We start from the raw sequence: 17,801 nt of genomic DNA, 5'->3' as shown, positions 1-17,801 counted from the left end.
CGTGTCTTTTCCAAGCGACTCAGTGGGCCTGGTCACCCCGCAAAAGTTTCAATTTGAAGAACCACTCGAACTAGAATGTGGGCGTATTCTGCCCCGTTTTGACTTGATGGTTGAAACTTATGGTACCTTGAACCAAGACAAGTCCAATGCGATTCTGCTTTGCCATGCATTGTCTGGTCATCATCATGCCGCAGGTTATCATCATGAAGATGATAAAAAACCGGGCTGGTGGGATGCCTGTATTGGGCCTGGCAAGGCCATTGATACCAACAAGTTTTTTGTAGTGGCCCTAAATAATATTGGTGGCTGCCATGGCTCAACCGGTCCAACCTCCCCTAACCCTGATAATGATAACCTGCCCTATGGTCCGGATTTTCCACTGGTCACTGTACGTGACTGGGTAAAAACCCAGGCACTCCTGTCAGACCGGTTAGGAATTGATGTGTGGTACGCGATTGTGGGTGGTTCACTCGGCGGCATGCAGGCACTACAGTGGTCAGTAGATTATCCGGACCGCTTGAAGAATTGTGTGGTGATTGCCAGTGCACCTAAACTATCTGCACAGAATATTGCTTTTAATGAGGTCGCACGCCAGTCTATTCTCTCTGATCCGGATTTCCATCATGGGCGCTATCTGGAACACGACAGTTATCCAAAACGCGGTCTGATTTTAGCGCGTATGGTCGGCCATATCACCTACCTTTCGCAAGAAGCCATGATGCAAAAATTCGGCCGTGACTTAAAGTCCGGGAAATTCATGTATGGCTTTGATGTCGAGTTTCAGGTTGAAAGCTATCTGCGTTATCAGGGTGAACAGTTTAGCCGTAATTTTGATGCCAATACTTATCTGATCATGACCAAAGCTCTGGATTACTTTGATCCCGCCCGTGAATATGAAGAGTCCCTAACCCTTGCCATGAGCCAGACCAAATGCCGTTTTCTGGTCATTTCCTTTACTACAGACTGGCGTTTTACTCCAAAGCGTTCACAAGAAATTGTAGAAGCTCTGATTACCAATCATAAACCGGTCAGTTATCTGGATATTGATGCTGAACAGGGGCATGACTCGTTCTTGTTCCCGATTCCGCTTTATGTAAAAACCTTGCGTGCTTTTCTTGGTGGCGAAGAACACCTGAAGTCCACCCCGAAGGAGACGGTATAATGCGTATTGATCAGCAGCTGGCAGAACGTTGGATCAAACCTGGCTCCAAAGTCCTTGATCTTGGCTGTGGGGATGGAGAATTACTCGCCCATATGAGCCGCCGGCATCAAATTCAGGCCTATGGACTAGAAATTGATCAAGAAAAGATTGCAATTGCCATCAGTCGCGGGTTAAATATTATCCAGCAGGATTTGAACCTGGGTTTGAGCCGTTTTGATGATCAGTCTTTTGACTATGTAGTCATGGCACAGGCTTTACAGGCGGTCGATGCACCGGATGTGTTACTGCGTGACATGGTGCGTGTAGGGAAACAGGCTATTATTACTTTCCCGAACTTCGCCCACTGGAAAACCCGTTCTTTTCTGGCTCTTAAAGGGAAAATGCCTGTTTCGGATGCTCTACCCTATATGTGGTATAACACCCCAAACATTCATTTATGTACGTTCCGCGATTTTGAAGCCTTATGCGCGGAAAATGATATCCAAATTATTAACCGACTCGCCGTGAATGGGAATCAGCAAGGTAGTTTACTGAGTAAACATGTTCCGAATCTGTTTGGTGAAGTCGCTATTTATCGAGTGAGCGCTCTATGAAAAAAACGACCTTAATTGGCACATTGGTATTTGGACTTTTAACTATCCAGGCGCATGCTGACTATATTCCACAACAACAATCTACAGCAGCCCAGGCAGCGCGTTATTCAACTATGGGGATCAATGATCTGGTTAAAGCTGCAAAAGCAGGCCAGCCAGGTGCCCAGTTCTATTTAGCCACCCATTACCAGTACGGTAAAGATATTCAAAAGGATGAAAAGCAGGCATTTGCCTGGTTTAAAGCTGCCGCTGACCAAGGTCTGTCTGCTGCCCAACTGAATGTGGGCCGGATGTATGCAGACGGGATCGGCGTAAAAAAAGATGAGATTCTGGCTCGCCGTTATTTTGAAAAAGCCGCCAGCAGCGGTGACAACCGTGCCAGCTTTAACCTGGCAATGATGGAAGAGCAGAAAAAGAACTATGTAGGTGCTTATCAGTGGTATGAACTGTCTACCCGCGACGGTATGCTCGACACTAAAGTTATTAATCTGTCTGAGGGCAAGAAAACTGCACTGGCAGCTAACCTTACCCAGGAACAGATTCGTATGGCACGTGACCGTGCAGACAAATGGATTCAGGCCCAATAATTTGAAGCTTGTATTTAAGGCGCCTTCGGGCGCTTTTTTATGGTCTCAATAAAGCATTCGATTTGAGGTAAAATATTTAAACTGTTTCTTAAAGTGACGAGCACAATAAAATGTCTGCAAATGCATGGTTATCTCAGGGAAGTCTGGTTCTGGCCAGTAACAACAAAGGGAAAATTGCCGAGTTTGAAAAACTGTTTGAACAGCTGGCACTTCCAGTTGAGGTCATTCCTCAAGGTCAGCTAAATATTGCTGATGCAATTGAAGACGGGTTGAGCTTTGTTGAAAATGCCATTATTAAGGCCCGTCATGCTGCACGTATTTCTGGCAAACCGGCGATTGCTGATGATTCGGGGATTTGTGTCCCGATTTTAAATGGAGCACCCGGTATCTACTCGGCTCGCTATGCTGGAGAACATGGGAATGATGCAGCCAATAATGCTCGCTTACTGGAAGAATTAAAATCTCTGCGAAGACCTGGAGAACCGGTTGAAGCCATGTTTGTCTGTGTTTTGGCCTTAGTACAACATGCTGAAGACCCGCTACCACAAATTTTTGAGGGCGTGTGGCAAGGAGAGATTCTGGAAAAACCACGTGGTGAACATGGCTTTGGTTATGATCCCCTGTTCTGGTTACCAGAACTTGGCCTGTCCAGTGCCGAGCTGCCAAAAGAAGAGAAAAATAAAATCAGTCATCGCGGGCAGGCCATGCAGCTATTTCAACGAAGTTTACAGAATCGTCAATAAGCCACAGTTTAAATTCGTTTTAAAGGGTGAAAAGTTCCTTTTCTTTAAGAAAGGAACTTTAAACGATGTGTAGTAGCAGACCATAAATCAGAATAATTGCGCAGCTCACCATAGTACCTGAAGCAATATACTTGGCAGAGATTCCAGTACCCTGATAATGAGTTTCTAGCGCCACAATATTTGCCGCCGGCGGCAAACAGAACAGTAGAAACATGACTCCTATATACTGCCCGATATGTGGAATAGAAATAAAAAAATAAGTCAGACTACATAAAACCAGTCCACAGCACAGTTTAAGTACAGCCAGTTTTAAACTATAAGTTATATCGTCTAGCTGAACTTTCGTCCGGCGCAGCCACATGCCTAGCACGCACATCCCCGCAAAGCTCATACCGATTTTGGCCAGACCGTAAAGCATATCAATCCATTTATGCTCAGGCATATACTGAAAACCGAATAAGCGGCACAATACAGCAATAGTCAGGGCAATTACTGGTGGTGATTGAAGCACTTTTTGCAAAATACTCTTCCAGGACTGCTGCTCCGAACTGACCGCAGTCACTGCCCAGATGTTGCCAAAAATTGAACCGCCAATATATAAAGCTACCATTGGTGCACTGATTTCAGGCCCAAATAAAGCAATCGCAAAAGGAAAACCGAGCCAAGCCATATTTACATAGCTAAAACATAAAGACTGGAGCTTGTCTTGAGAAATGAGCCAGAAAAAATAAAATAGAATTACCGCGACAATAAAACTAAATATCATCAGGCTAAGGCTGCCTGCCTGATAAAACACCATATTATAAATAATGACAGCGGGTATAAATACTCGTGCCAGCAGGGTTGCGAGCATAGTTTTTAATGCAGAGGCATATGCAGTTGTCGCCAGTCCCAGACCACATAAAAATGCAAAGAGGGGTAAAAGCAATACCACGTGGTTTTCCTCTGGTGTTGTGGCGCTATGGTAGCACTAACATTAATTAAATGCTCTAAATGGCAGGCTGTCTTTAAACTGCAATATATAAGTCACAAGGCTGTCATACAGACCTGTTGAGATATCTTCTAGTTAAAACAGGAGAATTTTCTATGGCTGGACTATCTATTTGGCATGTGGTCATTTTTGCAATTGTCGTTATCTTGCTGTTCGGCACGTCAAAACTTAAAAATTTAGGTAAAGATGTAGGTGGTGCAGTTAAAGACTTTAAAAAATCTATCCGCGAAGATGAGCAGCAAACTGTAGCCCTTCAGGAACCGCGCACTATTGAACACCAGAATGTTAGTGCTGACACAAATTCAACTGTAAAACACTAGGGTATTTTTCATGCTCAATATTGGTATGACTGAGCTGCTGGCTTTTGGCATCATTGCTTTATTGGTGCTTGGGCCGGAAAAGTTACCAGAAGCAGCACGCTTTGCTGGCAGGTGGTATGGCAAGATCAAACGTATGGTCAGTAATGTACAGGCTGATCTGGACCGTGAATTGCGCCTTTCAGAACTCCGTGAGCAGATGCAGCAGGAAATGGCCCGTATTCAAGAGCTGGAACAGAAAATGCAAGCCCAGATGCATGAACTACAACAACAGAAAAACTTTGCAGATAACGCTCTACAAGAACATGCAAATACTCATAATAAAAATTTATCCACGCAGTACTTTTTTATTGAACAAGCCCCGCCTCTGGTCCTGACTCGTCAACCAGAACGGCTGGCCTGCTTTTGCCAAATTACTGAACAGCCAGAAAGCCCTGTACAGTCTTCTTATCCTGAACTCAAGGTGGCTGTATGAGTCAACTTTCTCCTTCACAGCTCCCAGGCCCAATATTAAATGAGCAGTCGCAAGTCCAACTTGAAGAGATGCCCATTACCCGGCACTTAATGATTTTACGCCGCCATCTTTTTAAAATTGTTGCTATTCTAATTGCTCTATTTTTTTGTCTGCTGCCTTTTGCAAACCGGACTTATCAGTTACTTTCAGAACCACTAAGGGCCCAGTTACCCAGCTCGTCAACCATGATTGCGACCGATGTAACAGCAACGTTCATGGCGCCCTTCAAGCTGAATTTCTTTATCGCCCTTATGATTGCTATGCCCTTTATCATTTATCAGCTCTGGACATTTGTAAAACCGGCACTATATGAAAAAGAAAAATCCTTAGCCCTGCCCTTATTGGTAGGAAGTATCAGCTTGTTTTATGCCGGCATTGCATTTGCCTATTTTGTTGCCCTGCCTTCAATTCTGCATTTCTTCATGAGTGTGTCGCCTGAAACAGTGGCACCGATGACAGACATTAACAGTTACCTAGCTTTCTGTTTGAAACTGTTTCTGGTATTTGGACTGACTTTTGAAATTCCGATTATTACTTTGCTTCTGATTTTGATTGGGGTTGTATCTACACAACAACTGGTCGAGAAAAGACGTTTTATCATTGTCGGGTGTTTTTTTATCGCCATGTTTGTTACTCCACCAGATGCAATTTCCATGGTTATGCTGGCTATTCCAATGTGGCTACTTTTCGAAGCTGGACTTTTCTTTGGAAAACTCATTGAAAGGCGTAGAGCAGTCTAAGATCTTCAACTTTATTTCAGCAGACTTCGGTCTGCTTTTTTCATCATACTGTCTTATTTTCTTCACCTGAATGTCACTTAACCGTCAAGGTCCCGTCATATTTATCACCTAATTTAGTTACAACTTAACAACACCTTACTTGTATTTAGGAAAAAAACATGACGCAGCTGACGCCATATCATGAAGATCAAGAACTTGATAATAATACTTCATCTAATATCCATTTCCGTGACATTTTAGAGCAACGCATGACGCGCCGCAGTCTCATTACCAAGACAGCAAGTGGAGCAGTTGCCTTGGCGCTGGCTTCTACACTGACTGGCTGTAATGATGATGACGACAATAGTAGTAGCGGAACAGCACCAGTTACTCCGAATGACCCTAACCAGAAGCCTAGCAAACTTTCATTTACTCCAGTGGCTAAAAATCTGGATGACATTGTGACCGTACCTGAAGGCTATCAAGCTACTGTAATTTATGCATTGGGAGACCCAATTAATCCAATGCTTGGGGACTGGAATGATAATGATATTCCACCTGGTCCAAGCTTCCAGTTCCGTTCTGGTGACTGCCATGATGGTATGCATTTCTTTGGTTTAAACAGCGCTACAGACCGCTTTGATGATACGGTCTCAGCACAAGGTTTGCTGGTAATGAACCATGAATACATCAACCAGACCTTCCTTCATCCTAAAGGTCCAACCAAGGTTGAAGGACGCCGTCCTGAGGATGAAGTTATTCGTGAAACCAATGCGCACGGCGTATCTGTAGTCCATATTAAAAAGGACCCGGCAACTCAAAAAGTAGAAATTGTTAAAAACTCTGTTTTTAACCGCCGTATTACTGCCTCAACAGAAATGGATTTTGCCGGTGCTGCTGCAGGTTCCAGTCTGCTTGCTACACGTTTTTCACCTGCCGGACGTCAAACACGTGGTACACATAACAACTGTGGCAATGGCTATACGCCTTGGGGTACTTATTTAACTACCGAAGAAAACTTTATTGGCTATTTCCAGCGTTCAGGACATGACGAGTACCAACGTACAAATGCCGAGAAAATCGCATTAAAACGTTATGGTCTGGGACTAAAAAAAGACGAACCTTATCTTTATGAGCTAGATGAGCAAGGCGCTCCTAAAAAGGGTAAAGATGGCAAAATTGTTTATAGAAAAGATTCAAATGGTAATTTAATACCAAATATTGATGATCAGGGTCGACCAGTCTATTTGGGCGCAAGCTCACGCTATGCTTGGGAAACTGTCATTGGACAGGTTGAGTCACAGGATCTATATGACCGCTGGAATGCTGATGTAAAAGCGGATCAGCCTACTCAGGACTATCGTAACGGACCCAATACTTTTGGCTGGATGGTCGAGATTGACCCGTTTGATGGCCGTCATAGACCGGTCAAACGTACTTCTTTAGGCCGTTTTGCACATGAAGACAGTGCCTGCCGTGCAGTAGCGGGCCAACCTTTGGCATTTTATATGGGTGACGACTCTAAAGGCGAATACATCTATAAATTTGTCTCGAGTGCTGTATGGGACCCGAAAGATGTAAACCGCGGCTATACTGCTGGCGATAAATACATGAACTCAGGAAAACTGTATGTTGCCAAGTTTAACAGTGATGGTTCAGGCCAGTGGATTGAACTAAGCTATGGTAAAAATGGTCTGAATGAAAGTAGCAGTACTTATCCCTTCACCTCTCAAGCCGATGTGGTGACATTTGCCCGTTTAGCGGGGGATGCTGTCGGCGCAACAAAAATGGACCGTCCGGAGTGGGCGACCGTTAATCCGGTAAATGGCGAAATCTACGTTACCCTGACCAATAACTCAAATCGGGGAACCAGTTACCCGACAGATGCAGCTAACCCGCGTAATTATGATGACCTTAAAGACAAAAAGACTCAAAGTGGCAACGTAAATGGTCATATTATCCGTTTTAAAGAAACCGATGATAAAACTACAGCTGAGACCTTCAAGTGGGATATTTATCTGTTTGGTGCCGAAGCCTCTATGGCATCAAATATTAACCTGTCTGGTCTGACTGATAACAATGATCTGTCTTCACCAGACGGAATGTGGTTTGACCCGCGTGGTGTGCTCTGGATTCAAACAGATGATGGAGCTTATACCGATGTCACAAACTGTATGATGCTTGCTGCTTTGCCAGGTCAGATTGGTGATGGTACTACCGCAACTACTTCCAGCGGACAGCAGACATTAATGGGTGCAAAAGTAACAGACTCAACCCTGCGCCGTTTCTTGGTAGGGCCAAAACAGTGTGAAATTACCGGGATTACCATGACCCCTGATTACAAAGCTATTTTCATTAATGTGCAGCATCCGGGCGAAGACTCTGCCAGCTATGCAACTCCTGCAAGTCACTGGCCGGCAACCCAGACTGACCGGAATAACACTACAGCCCGCCCACGTTCGGCAACTGTCGTAATTACCCGTAAAGACGGCGGCGCAATTGCGGGTTAATCCTCTTTTTATGAATATGCCGGCCTATTGACCGGCATATTTATTTTTGTTGAGTCAGAGAAATCCGCTGCTGCACAATCTGTCCGCTCTGCTCTCCTTGCTGAGTCTTTTCTAGCCAATTCCATGTATGATGGTACAATCTTAAAAAATTTGAACACCGGGTTCCATACATCGGGCTTTGAATAAAAGTAGAAGAAAGTAGCAGTTCCATATCCTGACTGATACCCGTCTCTGGCAGGGCATTCTGATCTACCTTGCGCTCATCTTCTAAAATATCCCAGACAGCTGACTCCAGTATGTGCTCAGCAACAGGACGCTGGAGCATAGGTAAAAATTCTTGGGTAAAGCGCTTTCGTAAATGCAAGGTCTTTTGCCAGGAGTCGCTCATGAGCCCGTTAGAAATTACGTATACGCCACTGGCCAGCACCTGAGGAGCCTCGCCTCGGTTACTCATATATACTGCCTGCGTTTGATCTCCTATCACCAGGTTAAAACCAGCATATTCCTGCTGTTGTTTCTCAAGCATCTGAGCAAAGCGAATGGGTTTCTGCTCAGATTCCAAAAAGGCCTGCACTAAATGACCACGCGAGGTCGGATAATGCTGCCGGTCTGTGCCATCACGAAAATTGGTGATCACTGCCCAACGTCCAGATGCTGTAATACCCATCCACGTACCACCAGATTGTAAATCTTTGCCAGCTATAACCGGACTGTTCTCCCAGTGATTCAAGACTTGCGTAGGTCGCTGATAAAACTCATCCCGGTTAGAAATCAGGCATAATGGCATACGATCTAACACTTGCCAGGCTAAAGCCACAATACACATAGGCATCTCTCATGATCTTTACACATTGAATGTACAACATTTTTAGGAACATTCCGCTAGAATCTGTGCAAAACGAATACATAAAGGAGCTGTAATGCTGACCTATCCGAGTATTGACCCAGTCGCGCTGGCACTGGGTCCTTTAAAAGTTCACTGGTATGGGCTGATGTATTTATTGGCCTTCTTGTTTGCTTGGGGACTGGCCAGCTACCGGGTTAAACAGCGTGTAGGCTGGACCACCGATATGGTATCTGATCTGGTTTTCTACGGCGCACTTGGTGTTGTGATCGGTGGACGGCTGGGTTATGTGTTCTTTTACGGATTTGATCAGTTCCTAGCCAACCCGCTCTGGTTATTCGAGGTCTGGACCGGGGGCATGAGTTTCCATGGCGGTTTTCTGGGGGTTATGCTAGCAATGCTGCTCTGGTGCCGTAAATATCAGAAAACCTGGTTCCAGACACTGGACTTTATTGCGCCATGTGTCCCCACTGGTTTGATGTTTGGCCGCATCGGAAACTTTATCGGTGGTGAGCTTTGGGGTCGTCCAGTTATCAATCCAGACTATCCCTTCGGAATGGTTTTTCCGCATGTAGATAATTTGGTACGTCACCCATCTCAGCTTTATCAAGCTTTAGGCGAAGGCCTGATTCTGTTTATCGTGTTGTGGTGGTTTAGTTCCAAGCCACGTCCACGTATGGCAGTTTCAGCGCTGTTCCTGATCGGTTATGGTATTGCACGCTTTGTGGTTGAGTTCTTCCGTGAACCGGACAATGGCCAGCTCTTTATTGGCTGGATGAGTAAAGGCCAGTTCCTGACCCTGCCAATGATACTGATTGGTCTGTGGATGATGTGGTACGCCTACCACAGAAAAATTTATGACTGGGGTCCACAGAAAAATACCTGATACATAGAGGAGCAATTGCTCCTCTTTTTTATGCTAAAGTTCTGAGCTGTTCTGCTTGATTTCAAAAGACTATGCTTGAGTTCTGGTTTGATCCTAAAGTTTCCATCACACGTAAATTGCTGATCTTTGTATCTATTGCAATAATTACTGCTGTGCTGTATGGGATGCAGCCGTTGGCATTAGACGCTATTTTAATGTTTTCGGGCACAGGTATCATTTTTTTAATCTGCCGTTACTGCAAAATGCACTTTGCAGCCGGGCAGCCCGCTGGCTTGCTCTATCGTCTGTTAACCTGGATTCCCATAGCATTATTGCTTGCCCTGATTTTTATGAATATGAAAGAGGGCGAAATTTTACTGCCAGGTGCACAGGGAATTGGTTTTATGGCACTGGCCGTTTGTCTGTTCTCGCCTTTATCCCTTCTACATAAAAACAAAAATCCAGAAGAGAGTATGTAATGCTTGATTTTTGGTATTCGGCACGCTGCACCCGTCAGGTTAAGCTGATAGTTTGTATTATGACCTGTGCCATGATTTACCTGTGTTCTACTGTGCAGGCGTTGTCGGCTGTATTGACAGGATTTAGTCTTGGTTTGGGCATATCAATGCATCTACTCAGACAGCTGAATCTTAAAATAAAACAAAATAATATTTATAAAAATGGCCTTTCTATTTTGCTCTATAGCGTACCTTTTGCTGTTTTCCTTATTTTGCTTTATGTATTGCCTGATGAACATAAAATGATTTTAGGATTACAGGTGCTAGGGTTTACTGCATTAGGACTATTTATTGTATCGATCTATGAAAACCGCGCCAGACGCTTTAAATAAATTTTTCTCCAACCAGAACGCTAGATATATATTTGAACTATAGGCATTTCAGGTTTCAGGACAATAAGCTGTGGTTTCAAGCTGTTTTAGAAAAGTCGAAAAACCTTGAGGTGTACGGGCTATTAAGCGGCTACTGGTCATGACCCTTACCCGGTTACTCCATATCACCTTGTATTGCAGGTTTAACATTCTTTTCACCAGACCTACATCCTCATGACAGGTTAGTGCTCCAAACCCGCCAGACTTAATATAGGCCTCGGCACTAAAACTCAAGTTGGCGCCATGAATATGTCGATGATCCATATCATCACAATAATGCTGCAGATAGCGCTGCCGGGTAAGTGACGACAGATGTTGCCAGCTATCTACCTCAACCACGCCACAGATTACATCAGCAGGCTGATGCGATAGCTGCTGCTTAAGCCAGAAGCGGTCTACTTTCGAATCTGCATCAGTGCAGGCAATCCAGCGGGCACCAGTAGCAATGAGAGTACGAACACCCAGATCGCGGGCATGGCCTACACAGCGCACTGCACACTGCAAGTAGTTTATACCTGCACGTTGTACCAGTTTCAGAGACTGATCGGTACAACTATCCAGCACTACCAGAACTCTTACCTGAACGGAAGCCGGCAGTTCATCTACAGCCTGTTGAATGGCCAGCAGGCAGTCAGACAGATGCTCTTCCTCATTATGGGCAGGAATGACAATACCAATCATATTAGTCCCTCCTGATGTGCCAAGCTGCCAGAGTCTGTAGTCCAGAGGTCGACCAGAAAATCCGGATCGTCTAACCCAAGATAATGATAAAGTTTCAGGTGCTGCTTTAACAGCTGATGGACTAAATTCCCGTTTAAACTAAACCCGTCAATTGGGTAACGCCAGTGACAGCACAGCAAAGTACCGGTGTCATTTAAACTCCGTTGTGCCCATTCAATCAGCTGTAACAGTTCATTCTCATTTAAATAGTAAGCAATCTCGCTGATCACGATGAGATCAAATTTTTCTTCAGGACACTGCTGGGGAATCCGTTTCTGCTGTATATCAATATGTAGCTGTCCTTTTAAGCGCTGCCGGGCCAACTCGACTGCTTTGCTGTTTGCATCTAAACCAAGCAGTTCGTCACAGCGGCTGGCTAGCTCTTGACTAAAAACCCCATTGGCACAGCCAAGTTCCAATATGCGTCCGTACCTTTGCCGGGGTAGCAAGGCCAGACAAATCTGCCGTTTGCGCTGTTCATACCAGCGCTGGGTATAACCCCATGGGTCATCATTATGATGATAGAGCGTATCGAAGTAATCCTGTTTAGGCATGTATATAAACCTCGCAGGGCATCAAGATTCGCTCTACTGTATGTGAAGATAAAATAGGTGCCTGTCCGGTGCTTGGGTCTGTTTCAAGCTGGCTTTTAAAGCACTGAATCGCCTGTTTTTTGAGCCTGAGCTGTGCGGCTGTCAGTTCCAGCTTGCAGGCAGATTTCCAGGGAATACGGTTGTCCTGTGGCCTGGCCCAGTGCCATGACCAGATCAGGACTTGATAACAGCTAAGCTGCTGTTGATCTGCCAGCCGCTGTACAGTTTGACCAGTTGCTTCATGATCAGGATGACCATCCTTTGCAAATGTGCACACCAGAATATCATCGGGTCTGACCAGCTCTTTCAGAGCAGCATACAGCTTTTGCTGCTCAGCAGTTACTTCACCATCTGTCAGCTGCAGTGCAATCCGGTTTACCCGATTCTGCACGCCTAATACTTTAAGCGCATTCAGGCTTTCTTGAGGCCGCAGCTGATCCAGCTGCTGTGGTGTATAAAGCTGTGAGTCCGGATGGCTTTGTGTACCATTAGTCACAGCCACCAGCAGAATTTCACGTTTCAGTGTACTAAGCTGCTGTATCAGGCCAGCACATCCTAAAATTTCATCATCTGGATGCGGCGCTATAATCAGTATACGTTGCCCTGCCGGAAAAGCTTGCTCAGGGACAAGCGTCTGCAATGACTGTAACCCGCTCCATTGCTGCCAGGCCCGTTTGGTCGTGCCATTTCCATAAATCAGGCGGTCTCCTACCGGACTATTTATAACATCCATGCAGTGTCCTCCATAACCGAACGCTCACCAATCTGTTCCAGATCAAAAGCCGCATGGCTTTGTCTTAAAAAAACCGGTAAATCTGCTGCCATTTGGGCAAACATGGTGTTTTCACAGAAAGGTCGTGCTCCCAATGCCTTACCAACCAAGTCCAGAACCTTTTGTGCAGTCTGCTCAGTCTGAATACGCAACATCCGAATAATCAGCTCGTGACTTTGCGCAGGATGCTGATCAATTTGTGCTGCTACATATTTGAAATATTCACGGGTAGTAGCTAACGCACTATTTACTTCACCTAGATACATTAGCCGAAAAGTATTGGGTTTCTCCTGACAGGCCTGTTGTAATGTATGGGCCAGACGGGTAGCCGCACCATACCAGCAAGCTGCCACACCAGCAGCACCATGCCAGAATCCTGATCGGTCTAGATATTGTCCGGGCTGCCCTACCGTTTGTGCAACAACTTTATTAAAACTGATTTTTGCAGTCTGGGTATAAGCCATTCCTATAGCATTCCATTCACTATGGTCGATGCAAATATCTGGCTGGTGCATGTCAACAATTAACAGCTGTGAATTATTCTGTGTATCCCGATAGGTCATGAGTCCATAATCGACCAGCCCTGCACCCGAACACCAGTACTTATTACCTGAACATTGCCCATTTTGGTAATAAAGTGGTTGTATGCCACCCTCTGCAGCCCAGACAGCATAGACTCCCACAGGCACCTTGCTGTAACCAAGCTCATGCAAAATACTCAAAGCATCCAGATGGGATTCAAACCATTTCACCAGATTCAGGTTAGTTGCCGCGACTTTTGCCAGAACTTTCCAGCGTTCATACGTCTGGCCGCTTGCAGGATGAGGAATTTCGCTACTCAAATTGCAAAGTTGCTTAAATGTCGTGATCAAACTGTCTGAAAGATGAGAAGAATCCTGCTCAAACTTGGTCAATATAGTATTCAGGGTGGTCATAAAACTCCCAGATATAGCTGTATTACTTTAAAAAGAACACAGCGAGCTCAATGATTATGATGAATTTTTTATAATTAAAAACTTATAACATTGAATAACTTGATACTCATAGAGGTCTTATACCTTTCATTCAGTCAGGTTCTGTAAAAAAATATTATTAAAAGTAACTTACTCAGTAATTATTTTTATATCCGGTTCTGTTGATATTCAGGAACGTGGTTGGAAAATAAAACCATGATGAACCTCGTCTTTTAATGTAGCGGTTTTCAGTCAGGCTAAAAAAAGCTAATATGTACGGTCAGCTGATACTTATCTCTGATCTTCTTAAGCCCTTCGATTTTCTTAGGCCCTTCCTAGTGAGAGAACCATGCGCCAATATCTAGACCTTTTACAACATATCCTTGAACATGGTGGTGATAAAGGTGATCGTACCGGAACAGGTACTCGTTCTGTATTTGGTCATCAGATGCGCTTTGACCTCTCTAAAGGCTTTCCACTTTTAACCACAAAAAAGGTCCATTTTCGCTCTATCGTCGTTGAACTGTTATGGTTTTTAAAAGGCGATACCAATGTGAAATATTTACAGGATAATAAAGTAACAATCTGGGATGAATGGGCAACAGCTGAACAAACTGCCCGCTTTGGGCGTCCTACCGGAGAACTGGGACCAGTCTATGGACATCAATGGCGTAACTTTGGTGCGACCCAGAATGAAGATGGCAGTTATCAGCAAAACGGGTTTGACCAGATTTCCTGGCTAATTAATGAAATCAAGACTAACCCGAATTCACGCCGGCTCATTGTTTCTGGCTGGAATCCTAAAGAAGCCAGCCAGGTTGCATTGCCACCTTGCCATACTCTGTTTCAGTTTTTTGTACAAAATGGCAAATTGTCTTGCCAGCTTTACCAGCGCAGTGCCGATGTATTTCTGGGTGTACCCTTCAATATTGCCAGTTATGCCCTGCTCACTCATATGATTGCTCAAGTCTGTGACCTTCAAGTTGGTGATTTTGTCTGGACTGGGGGAGATACACACCTGTATGCCAACCATTTTGAGCAAGCCAGATTACAGCTGGGTCGTGATCCGCTAGAACTGTGTCAGTTAAAGCTGAATCCAGAAGTAAAAAGTATTTTTGACTTTAAATTTGAAGATATTGAAATTATAAATTATCACTCACATCCTGCAATCAAGGCACCGGTGGCTGTATGAGTTTTCAAGGCTTAGAAGTTGTACATGTAGTTGCGATAGACCAGCAGCGCTGTATTGGCAAAAATAATGATCTGCCTTGGCACATTCCAGCTGACCTCAAGCATTTTAAAGAGATTACTCAGGGCGGTGTAGTAATCATGGGCCGCAAGACCCTAGAATCCATGGGACGTGCTCTACCTAAACGGGTCAACTGGGTAATTACCCGTGATCCAGACTGGTCGTTTGAAGGTACCAAGGTTGCACATAGCATTGAGGATGCTCTAGAACAGGCCATCGCTGATGTGAAAACCAGTGAAAAACCTGAAAGTTTATTCATCATTGGGGGTGGAGAAATCTTTAGACAGACGCTGGAGATGGCTGACCGTCTGGAGCTTACTCATGTTAAACTAAGTGTGCAGGGTGAAGCTTATTATCCTGAAATTCCGCAAGTTTTTAAAAAGATTCAAAGTACGCCACAAAAAGATGACAAAAGCGGAATTGAGTTTGAGTTTGCAACCTATCAGAAATAGAAGGGACTCAGACTGACTTGACCACTTATGCACAATATTGGAAAGCGTGATTTTTTTATTGCTCTAGGCAAAGGGTTACTGCATTTTATCTTTAGCTTGTTTGTTATTCTTTCATCTATCTGGTTATGTCTGGCACTCTGGGTTCAGGAACCTGTTAGCTGGCTGGTTACCCGGATTCTGATCGGAAGCTGGATCGCTTTTGCGCTTAGTGTGCTTGGTATTTATGTCAGCCAGCATTTTTTTAGCCGCCGTATAAATAGTATCATTTATATCTTGTGTTTTATGAGCGCCCTGTCTTGGTATATAGGACTGGATGCCCGGCAAGACCGGGACTGGAACCCGGAAGTTTCCCGACTTCTTGAATACGAGCGTCAGGGTGATCAAGTAACCTTACATAATGTCCGTAACTTTGCTTGGGAAGCAGACGGTAAAGTCCATGAGCGCTGGAAAACCCGGCATTTTGATTTAAACCAGATTACCGGAATTAATATCATCACCTCTTACTGGATGGGTCCACAAATTGCTCATACCCTGGTCAGTTTTGATTTTGCCAATCAGGAGCCCCTTACCTTTTCTATTGAAATTCGTAAAGAAAGAAATGAAGAGTTTTCAGCGATTGGCGGTTTTTTCAGACAGTACGAACTGAGCCTGGTGGCCTCGGATGAGCAGGATATTATCTATACTCGCAGTAATATTCGTCATCAACAGGTATATTTTTTTCCCATCAGGATGAGTGCCTCGGAACGTAAAGCTCTTTTTTTAGAATATTTAAAGACGGCAGATGAACTGCGGGCAGAACCGCAGTGGTATAACACTCTGACCAGTAATTGTACTACCATCATTTTTGATATGGTTCAGGCAATTAACCCGTATCAGTTACCCAAAGATTATCGGCTGCTGGCTTCAGGCTATCTACCAGAGTATTTGTATGATCTGTATGCTCTAGATCATCAATGGAGCATTCAGGAATGGTATCAGCATGCGCATATTAACCCGCGCACTGAACAGATCAGTCAGAATCCTGAAAAGATTCAACAGTTCTCTCAACTGATGCGTCAGGGTTTACCCTCACCTCAGCCTTGAAAAGTGAGACTTTACTCATTTTATTTAGAAAATACACCTAAAGCTACATATTGAAGCTAAATTTTGCGTTATGTTTTTACTTTAATGTCAATAACATAATAAATGATGAGAACGCTAAAATGTTTAAACAGATTTTAATGGCGAGCGTGATAGGCAGTTCGGTTCTATTTACTGCATGTACGAATATGCCTGATCAAGGCAATACTACTGTCGACGTTGTTCAAGCACAATTATTGGATCGCAACTGGACCGTAACATATATCGGCAATACCGAGATTGTTAAAACTAGCCAAGCTGTCCAGACTCTCCCAAGCCTGATGCTTGAATCAGCCACACAACGTTTTAGCGGCACTGATGGCTGCAACCGGATTATGGGTAGCTATCAGCTTACCAATAAAGGACTGGTTTTTGGCCAGATGGCATCCACCCGTATGGCTTGTTTAAATCCGAGTAACCAGCAGGTTGCTGCAGCTTATAACGAGGCTCTCGCTAAAGTAAGCGCTTATCAGGTCTATCATAAAACCTTAAAGTTACTCGACCGTCATGGCAATGTAGTAATGCAGCTTAGCAGTCCAGCTCCACTACGCTAAAAATTGAATAGATTGATTTGCCCGTTTAGACGGGCTTTTTTACGTCTGTTGCACACAAGCTCTATTGTAGCTCTATGAAAATTTATTATAGTGGAGGAAATCTATTCAACAGGATAAGACTATGCAACAGGCATTATTTGGAGGCGGCTGTTTCTGGTGTGTTGAAGCAGTTTTTCTGCAACTCAAAGGTGTAGAAAAAGTCGTCAGTGGCTATGCAGGCGGTCATACTGAGAATCCGGATTATGAAGCCGTATGTAGCGGACAGACACATCATGCCGAAGTCATTCTGGTAGAGTTTGATGAGCAGCAGATCAGCTATCAGCAGCTACTTGAAGTATTTTTTGCCACTCATGACCCAACTACGTTAAACCGTCAAGGCAATGACATTGGTACACAGTACCGCTCAGTGATTTATTATTTTGATGAAGAACAGCAGCAACAGGCACAGCAGATGATTAATGCGCTCAAAGCTGAGGGTTTAGATATTGTGACAGAACTGAGTCCGGTACCTACTTTTTATGAGGCTGAAGAGTATCATCAGAATTTTTTTGCCAAAAACCCTTCCCAAGGCTACTGTAACTTTATGATTCCTCCAAAACTGTTAAAGTTGAGAAATAAATTCCAGGATTTACTCAAATCTGAATAAAAAACATCT

At 44.3% G+C, this 17,801-nt stretch carries 22 protein-coding genes; 16 read left to right on the top strand and 6 right to left on the bottom strand.

Annotated features, from left to right (window positions below; genetic code table 11):
• Position 1 precedes the first annotated feature (1 nt).
• From metX to rdgB, 4 genes are all read left to right on the top strand, one after another.
• Positions 2–1,162 (top strand): homoserine O-succinyltransferase MetX, encoded by a 1,161-nt coding sequence (gene metX / locus AC0VYT_RS02005; protein ID WP_005016567.1) that lies wholly within the window; start codon positions 2–4, stop codon positions 1,160–1,162.
• The gene (gene metW, locus AC0VYT_RS02000; RefSeq protein WP_005016574.1) at positions 1,162–1,755 is read left to right on the top strand and encodes a methionine biosynthesis protein MetW; all 594 of its coding nucleotides are present in this window, start codon (positions 1,162–1,164) and stop codon (positions 1,753–1,755) included. Before metX ends, metW begins: the two co-directional genes overlap by 1 nt.
• Entirely contained in the window at positions 1,752–2,342 is a 591-nt protein-coding gene (locus AC0VYT_RS01995) for a tetratricopeptide repeat protein (protein ID WP_005016576.1), read from the top strand. The genes metW and AC0VYT_RS01995 overlap by 4 nt, the downstream gene beginning before the upstream one ends.
• Positions 2,343–2,452: 110 nt before the next feature.
• Complete coding sequence (rdgB, locus tag AC0VYT_RS01990) at positions 2,453–3,085, top strand: RdgB/HAM1 family non-canonical purine NTP pyrophosphatase (RefSeq protein WP_005016578.1); 633 nt, start codon at positions 2,453–2,455, stop codon at positions 3,083–3,085.
• A gap of 58 nt (positions 3,086–3,143) precedes the next feature.
• Here rdgB and AC0VYT_RS01985 read toward each other — a convergent pair whose 3' ends face one another.
• Positions 3,144–4,019, bottom strand: coding sequence for an AEC family transporter (locus tag AC0VYT_RS01985; RefSeq protein WP_005016580.1), 876 nt, complete (start codon positions 4,017–4,019; stop codon positions 3,144–3,146).
• Positions 4,020–4,171: 152 nt separating this feature from the next.
• Between AC0VYT_RS01985 and tatA the strand changes: the two genes are divergently transcribed.
• From tatA to AC0VYT_RS01965, 4 genes are all read left to right on the top strand, one after another.
• Positions 4,172–4,396: a twin-arginine translocase TatA/TatE family subunit gene (gene tatA, locus AC0VYT_RS01980; RefSeq protein ID WP_005016581.1), complete on the top strand. Its 225-nt coding sequence runs from the start codon at positions 4,172–4,174 to the stop codon at positions 4,394–4,396.
• Between the two features lie 10 nt (positions 4,397–4,406).
• On the top strand, positions 4,407–4,868 hold the full coding sequence (gene tatB / locus AC0VYT_RS01975; RefSeq protein ID WP_005016583.1) for a Sec-independent protein translocase protein TatB: 462 nt from the start codon (positions 4,407–4,409) through the stop codon (positions 4,866–4,868).
• Positions 4,865–5,647: a twin-arginine translocase subunit TatC gene (gene tatC, locus AC0VYT_RS01970; RefSeq protein WP_005016585.1), complete on the top strand. Its 783-nt coding sequence runs from the start codon at positions 4,865–4,867 to the stop codon at positions 5,645–5,647. Before tatB ends, tatC begins: the two co-directional genes overlap by 4 nt.
• 158 nt (positions 5,648–5,805) lie before the next feature.
• The gene (locus AC0VYT_RS01965) at positions 5,806–8,136 is read left to right on the top strand and encodes a PhoX family protein (protein WP_005016597.1); all 2,331 of its coding nucleotides are present in this window, start codon (positions 5,806–5,808) and stop codon (positions 8,134–8,136) included.
• A 40-nt stretch (positions 8,137–8,176) separates the two neighbouring features.
• Here AC0VYT_RS01965 and AC0VYT_RS01960 read toward each other — a convergent pair whose 3' ends face one another.
• Positions 8,177–8,962, bottom strand: a complete 786-nt coding sequence (locus tag AC0VYT_RS01960) for an NRDE family protein (protein WP_005016608.1) — start codon at positions 8,960–8,962, stop codon at positions 8,177–8,179.
• A 94-nt stretch (positions 8,963–9,056) separates the two neighbouring features.
• Here AC0VYT_RS01960 and lgt point away from each other — a divergent pair, with 94 nt between their 5' ends.
• The 3 genes from lgt to AC0VYT_RS01945 all read left to right on the top strand — a co-directional run bounded on the left by lgt (position 9,057) and on the right by AC0VYT_RS01945 (position 10,695).
• Positions 9,057–9,866, top strand: a complete 810-nt coding sequence (lgt, locus tag AC0VYT_RS01955; protein WP_005016611.1) for a prolipoprotein diacylglyceryl transferase — start codon at positions 9,057–9,059, stop codon at positions 9,864–9,866.
• 71 nt (positions 9,867–9,937) lie between these two features.
• On the top strand, positions 9,938–10,324 hold the full coding sequence (locus tag AC0VYT_RS01950; protein WP_005016614.1) for a hypothetical protein: 387 nt from the start codon (positions 9,938–9,940) through the stop codon (positions 10,322–10,324).
• Entirely contained in the window at positions 10,324–10,695 is a 372-nt protein-coding gene (locus tag AC0VYT_RS01945; protein ID WP_005016615.1) for a hypothetical protein, read from the top strand. The genes AC0VYT_RS01950 and AC0VYT_RS01945 overlap by 1 nt, the downstream gene beginning before the upstream one ends.
• Positions 10,696–10,743: 48 nt before the next feature.
• On the opposite strand, the gene AC0VYT_RS01940 is transcribed toward AC0VYT_RS01945, so the two are convergent.
• Genes AC0VYT_RS01940 through AC0VYT_RS01925 form a run of 4 tightly spaced genes read right to left on the bottom strand, consistent with a single transcriptional unit; the run spans position 10,744 to position 13,754 of the window.
• On the bottom strand, positions 10,744–11,415 hold the full coding sequence (locus AC0VYT_RS01940) for a glycosyltransferase family 2 protein (RefSeq protein ID WP_005016618.1): 672 nt from the start codon (positions 11,413–11,415) through the stop codon (positions 10,744–10,746).
• The gene (locus tag AC0VYT_RS01935; RefSeq protein WP_005016621.1) at positions 11,412–12,008 is read right to left on the bottom strand and encodes a class I SAM-dependent DNA methyltransferase; all 597 of its coding nucleotides are present in this window, start codon (positions 12,006–12,008) and stop codon (positions 11,412–11,414) included. The genes AC0VYT_RS01940 and AC0VYT_RS01935 overlap by 4 nt, the downstream gene beginning before the upstream one ends.
• Positions 12,001–12,780: a PIG-L deacetylase family protein gene (locus AC0VYT_RS01930; RefSeq protein ID WP_005016623.1), complete on the bottom strand. Its 780-nt coding sequence runs from the start codon at positions 12,778–12,780 to the stop codon at positions 12,001–12,003. Before AC0VYT_RS01930 ends, AC0VYT_RS01935 begins: the two co-directional genes overlap by 8 nt.
• Positions 12,768–13,754 carry an acyl-CoA/acyl-ACP dehydrogenase gene (locus tag AC0VYT_RS01925; protein ID WP_005016625.1) on the bottom strand — a complete coding sequence of 329 codons (987 nt, stop codon included), beginning with the start codon at positions 13,752–13,754 and terminating at the stop codon, positions 12,768–12,770. The genes AC0VYT_RS01930 and AC0VYT_RS01925 overlap by 13 nt, the downstream gene beginning before the upstream one ends.
• Before the next feature lie 367 nt (positions 13,755–14,121).
• Here AC0VYT_RS01925 and thyA point away from each other — a divergent pair, with 367 nt between their 5' ends.
• The 5 genes from thyA (at position 14,122) to msrA (ending at position 17,792) form a co-directional block, all read left to right on the top strand.
• The gene (thyA, locus tag AC0VYT_RS01920) at positions 14,122–14,964 is read left to right on the top strand and encodes a thymidylate synthase (RefSeq protein ID WP_005016627.1); all 843 of its coding nucleotides are present in this window, start codon (positions 14,122–14,124) and stop codon (positions 14,962–14,964) included.
• The gene (locus AC0VYT_RS01915) at positions 14,961–15,473 is read left to right on the top strand and encodes a dihydrofolate reductase (RefSeq protein WP_005016628.1); all 513 of its coding nucleotides are present in this window, start codon (positions 14,961–14,963) and stop codon (positions 15,471–15,473) included. Before thyA ends, AC0VYT_RS01915 begins: the two co-directional genes overlap by 4 nt.
• A gap of 27 nt (positions 15,474–15,500) precedes the next feature.
• Positions 15,501–16,556, top strand: a complete 1,056-nt coding sequence (locus tag AC0VYT_RS01910) for an Lnb N-terminal periplasmic domain-containing protein (RefSeq protein WP_005016631.1) — start codon at positions 15,501–15,503, stop codon at positions 16,554–16,556.
• Between the two features lie 119 nt (positions 16,557–16,675).
• On the top strand, positions 16,676–17,146 hold the full coding sequence (locus AC0VYT_RS01905) for an META domain-containing protein (protein ID WP_005016633.1): 471 nt from the start codon (positions 16,676–16,678) through the stop codon (positions 17,144–17,146).
• A gap of 121 nt (positions 17,147–17,267) precedes the next feature.
• The gene (gene msrA, locus AC0VYT_RS01900; protein WP_005016635.1) at positions 17,268–17,792 is read left to right on the top strand and encodes a peptide-methionine (S)-S-oxide reductase MsrA; all 525 of its coding nucleotides are present in this window, start codon (positions 17,268–17,270) and stop codon (positions 17,790–17,792) included.
• The last annotated feature ends 9 nt before the right edge of the window (positions 17,793–17,801 follow it).

The sequence above is a fragment of the Acinetobacter sp. QJM3NY_42 genome (assembly GCF_056173745.1).
This window is presented reverse-complemented; position numbering and strand designations above follow the sequence as displayed.

What these genes read in the sequence shown, in the direction of transcription:
- metW (WP_005016574.1), top strand. Translation starts at nt 1,162, where the DNA reads ATGCGTATTGATCAGCAGCTGGCAGAACGTTGGATCAAACCTGGCTCC.
- AC0VYT_RS01995 (WP_005016576.1), top strand. Translation starts at nt 1,752, where the DNA reads ATGAAAAAAACGACCTTAATTGGCACATTGGTATTTGGACTTTTAACT.
- rdgB (WP_005016578.1), top strand. Translation starts at nt 2,453, where the DNA reads ATGTCTGCAAATGCATGGTTATCTCAGGGAAGTCTGGTTCTGGCCAGT.
- tatA (WP_005016581.1), top strand. Translation starts at nt 4,172, where the DNA reads ATGGCTGGACTATCTATTTGGCATGTGGTCATTTTTGCAATTGTCGTT.
- tatB (WP_005016583.1), top strand. Translation starts at nt 4,407, where the DNA reads ATGCTCAATATTGGTATGACTGAGCTGCTGGCTTTTGGCATCATTGCT.
- tatC (WP_005016585.1), top strand. Translation starts at nt 4,865, where the DNA reads ATGAGTCAACTTTCTCCTTCACAGCTCCCAGGCCCAATATTAAATGAG.
- AC0VYT_RS01965 (WP_005016597.1), top strand. Translation starts at nt 5,806, where the DNA reads ATGACGCAGCTGACGCCATATCATGAAGATCAAGAACTTGATAATAAT.
- AC0VYT_RS01960 (WP_005016608.1), bottom strand. Translation starts at nt 8,962, where the DNA reads ATGTGTATTGTGGCTTTAGCCTGGCAAGTGTTAGATCGTATGCCATTA.
- lgt (WP_005016611.1), top strand. Translation starts at nt 9,057, where the DNA reads ATGCTGACCTATCCGAGTATTGACCCAGTCGCGCTGGCACTGGGTCCT.
- AC0VYT_RS01950 (WP_005016614.1), top strand. Translation starts at nt 9,938, where the DNA reads ATGCTTGAGTTCTGGTTTGATCCTAAAGTTTCCATCACACGTAAATTG.
- AC0VYT_RS01945 (WP_005016615.1), top strand. Translation starts at nt 10,324, where the DNA reads ATGCTTGATTTTTGGTATTCGGCACGCTGCACCCGTCAGGTTAAGCTG.
- AC0VYT_RS01940 (WP_005016618.1), bottom strand. Translation starts at nt 11,415, where the DNA reads ATGATTGGTATTGTCATTCCTGCCCATAATGAGGAAGAGCATCTGTCT.
- AC0VYT_RS01935 (WP_005016621.1), bottom strand. Translation starts at nt 12,008, where the DNA reads ATGCCTAAACAGGATTACTTCGATACGCTCTATCATCATAATGATGAC.
- AC0VYT_RS01930 (WP_005016623.1), bottom strand. Translation starts at nt 12,780, where the DNA reads ATGGATGTTATAAATAGTCCGGTAGGAGACCGCCTGATTTATGGAAAT.
- AC0VYT_RS01925 (WP_005016625.1), bottom strand. Translation starts at nt 13,754, where the DNA reads ATGACCACCCTGAATACTATATTGACCAAGTTTGAGCAGGATTCTTCT.
- thyA (WP_005016627.1), top strand. Translation starts at nt 14,122, where the DNA reads ATGCGCCAATATCTAGACCTTTTACAACATATCCTTGAACATGGTGGT.
- AC0VYT_RS01915 (WP_005016628.1), top strand. Translation starts at nt 14,961, where the DNA reads ATGAGTTTTCAAGGCTTAGAAGTTGTACATGTAGTTGCGATAGACCAG.
- AC0VYT_RS01910 (WP_005016631.1), top strand. Translation starts at nt 15,501, where the DNA reads ATGCACAATATTGGAAAGCGTGATTTTTTTATTGCTCTAGGCAAAGGG.
- AC0VYT_RS01905 (WP_005016633.1), top strand. Translation starts at nt 16,676, where the DNA reads ATGTTTAAACAGATTTTAATGGCGAGCGTGATAGGCAGTTCGGTTCTA.
- msrA (WP_005016635.1), top strand. Translation starts at nt 17,268, where the DNA reads ATGCAACAGGCATTATTTGGAGGCGGCTGTTTCTGGTGTGTTGAAGCA.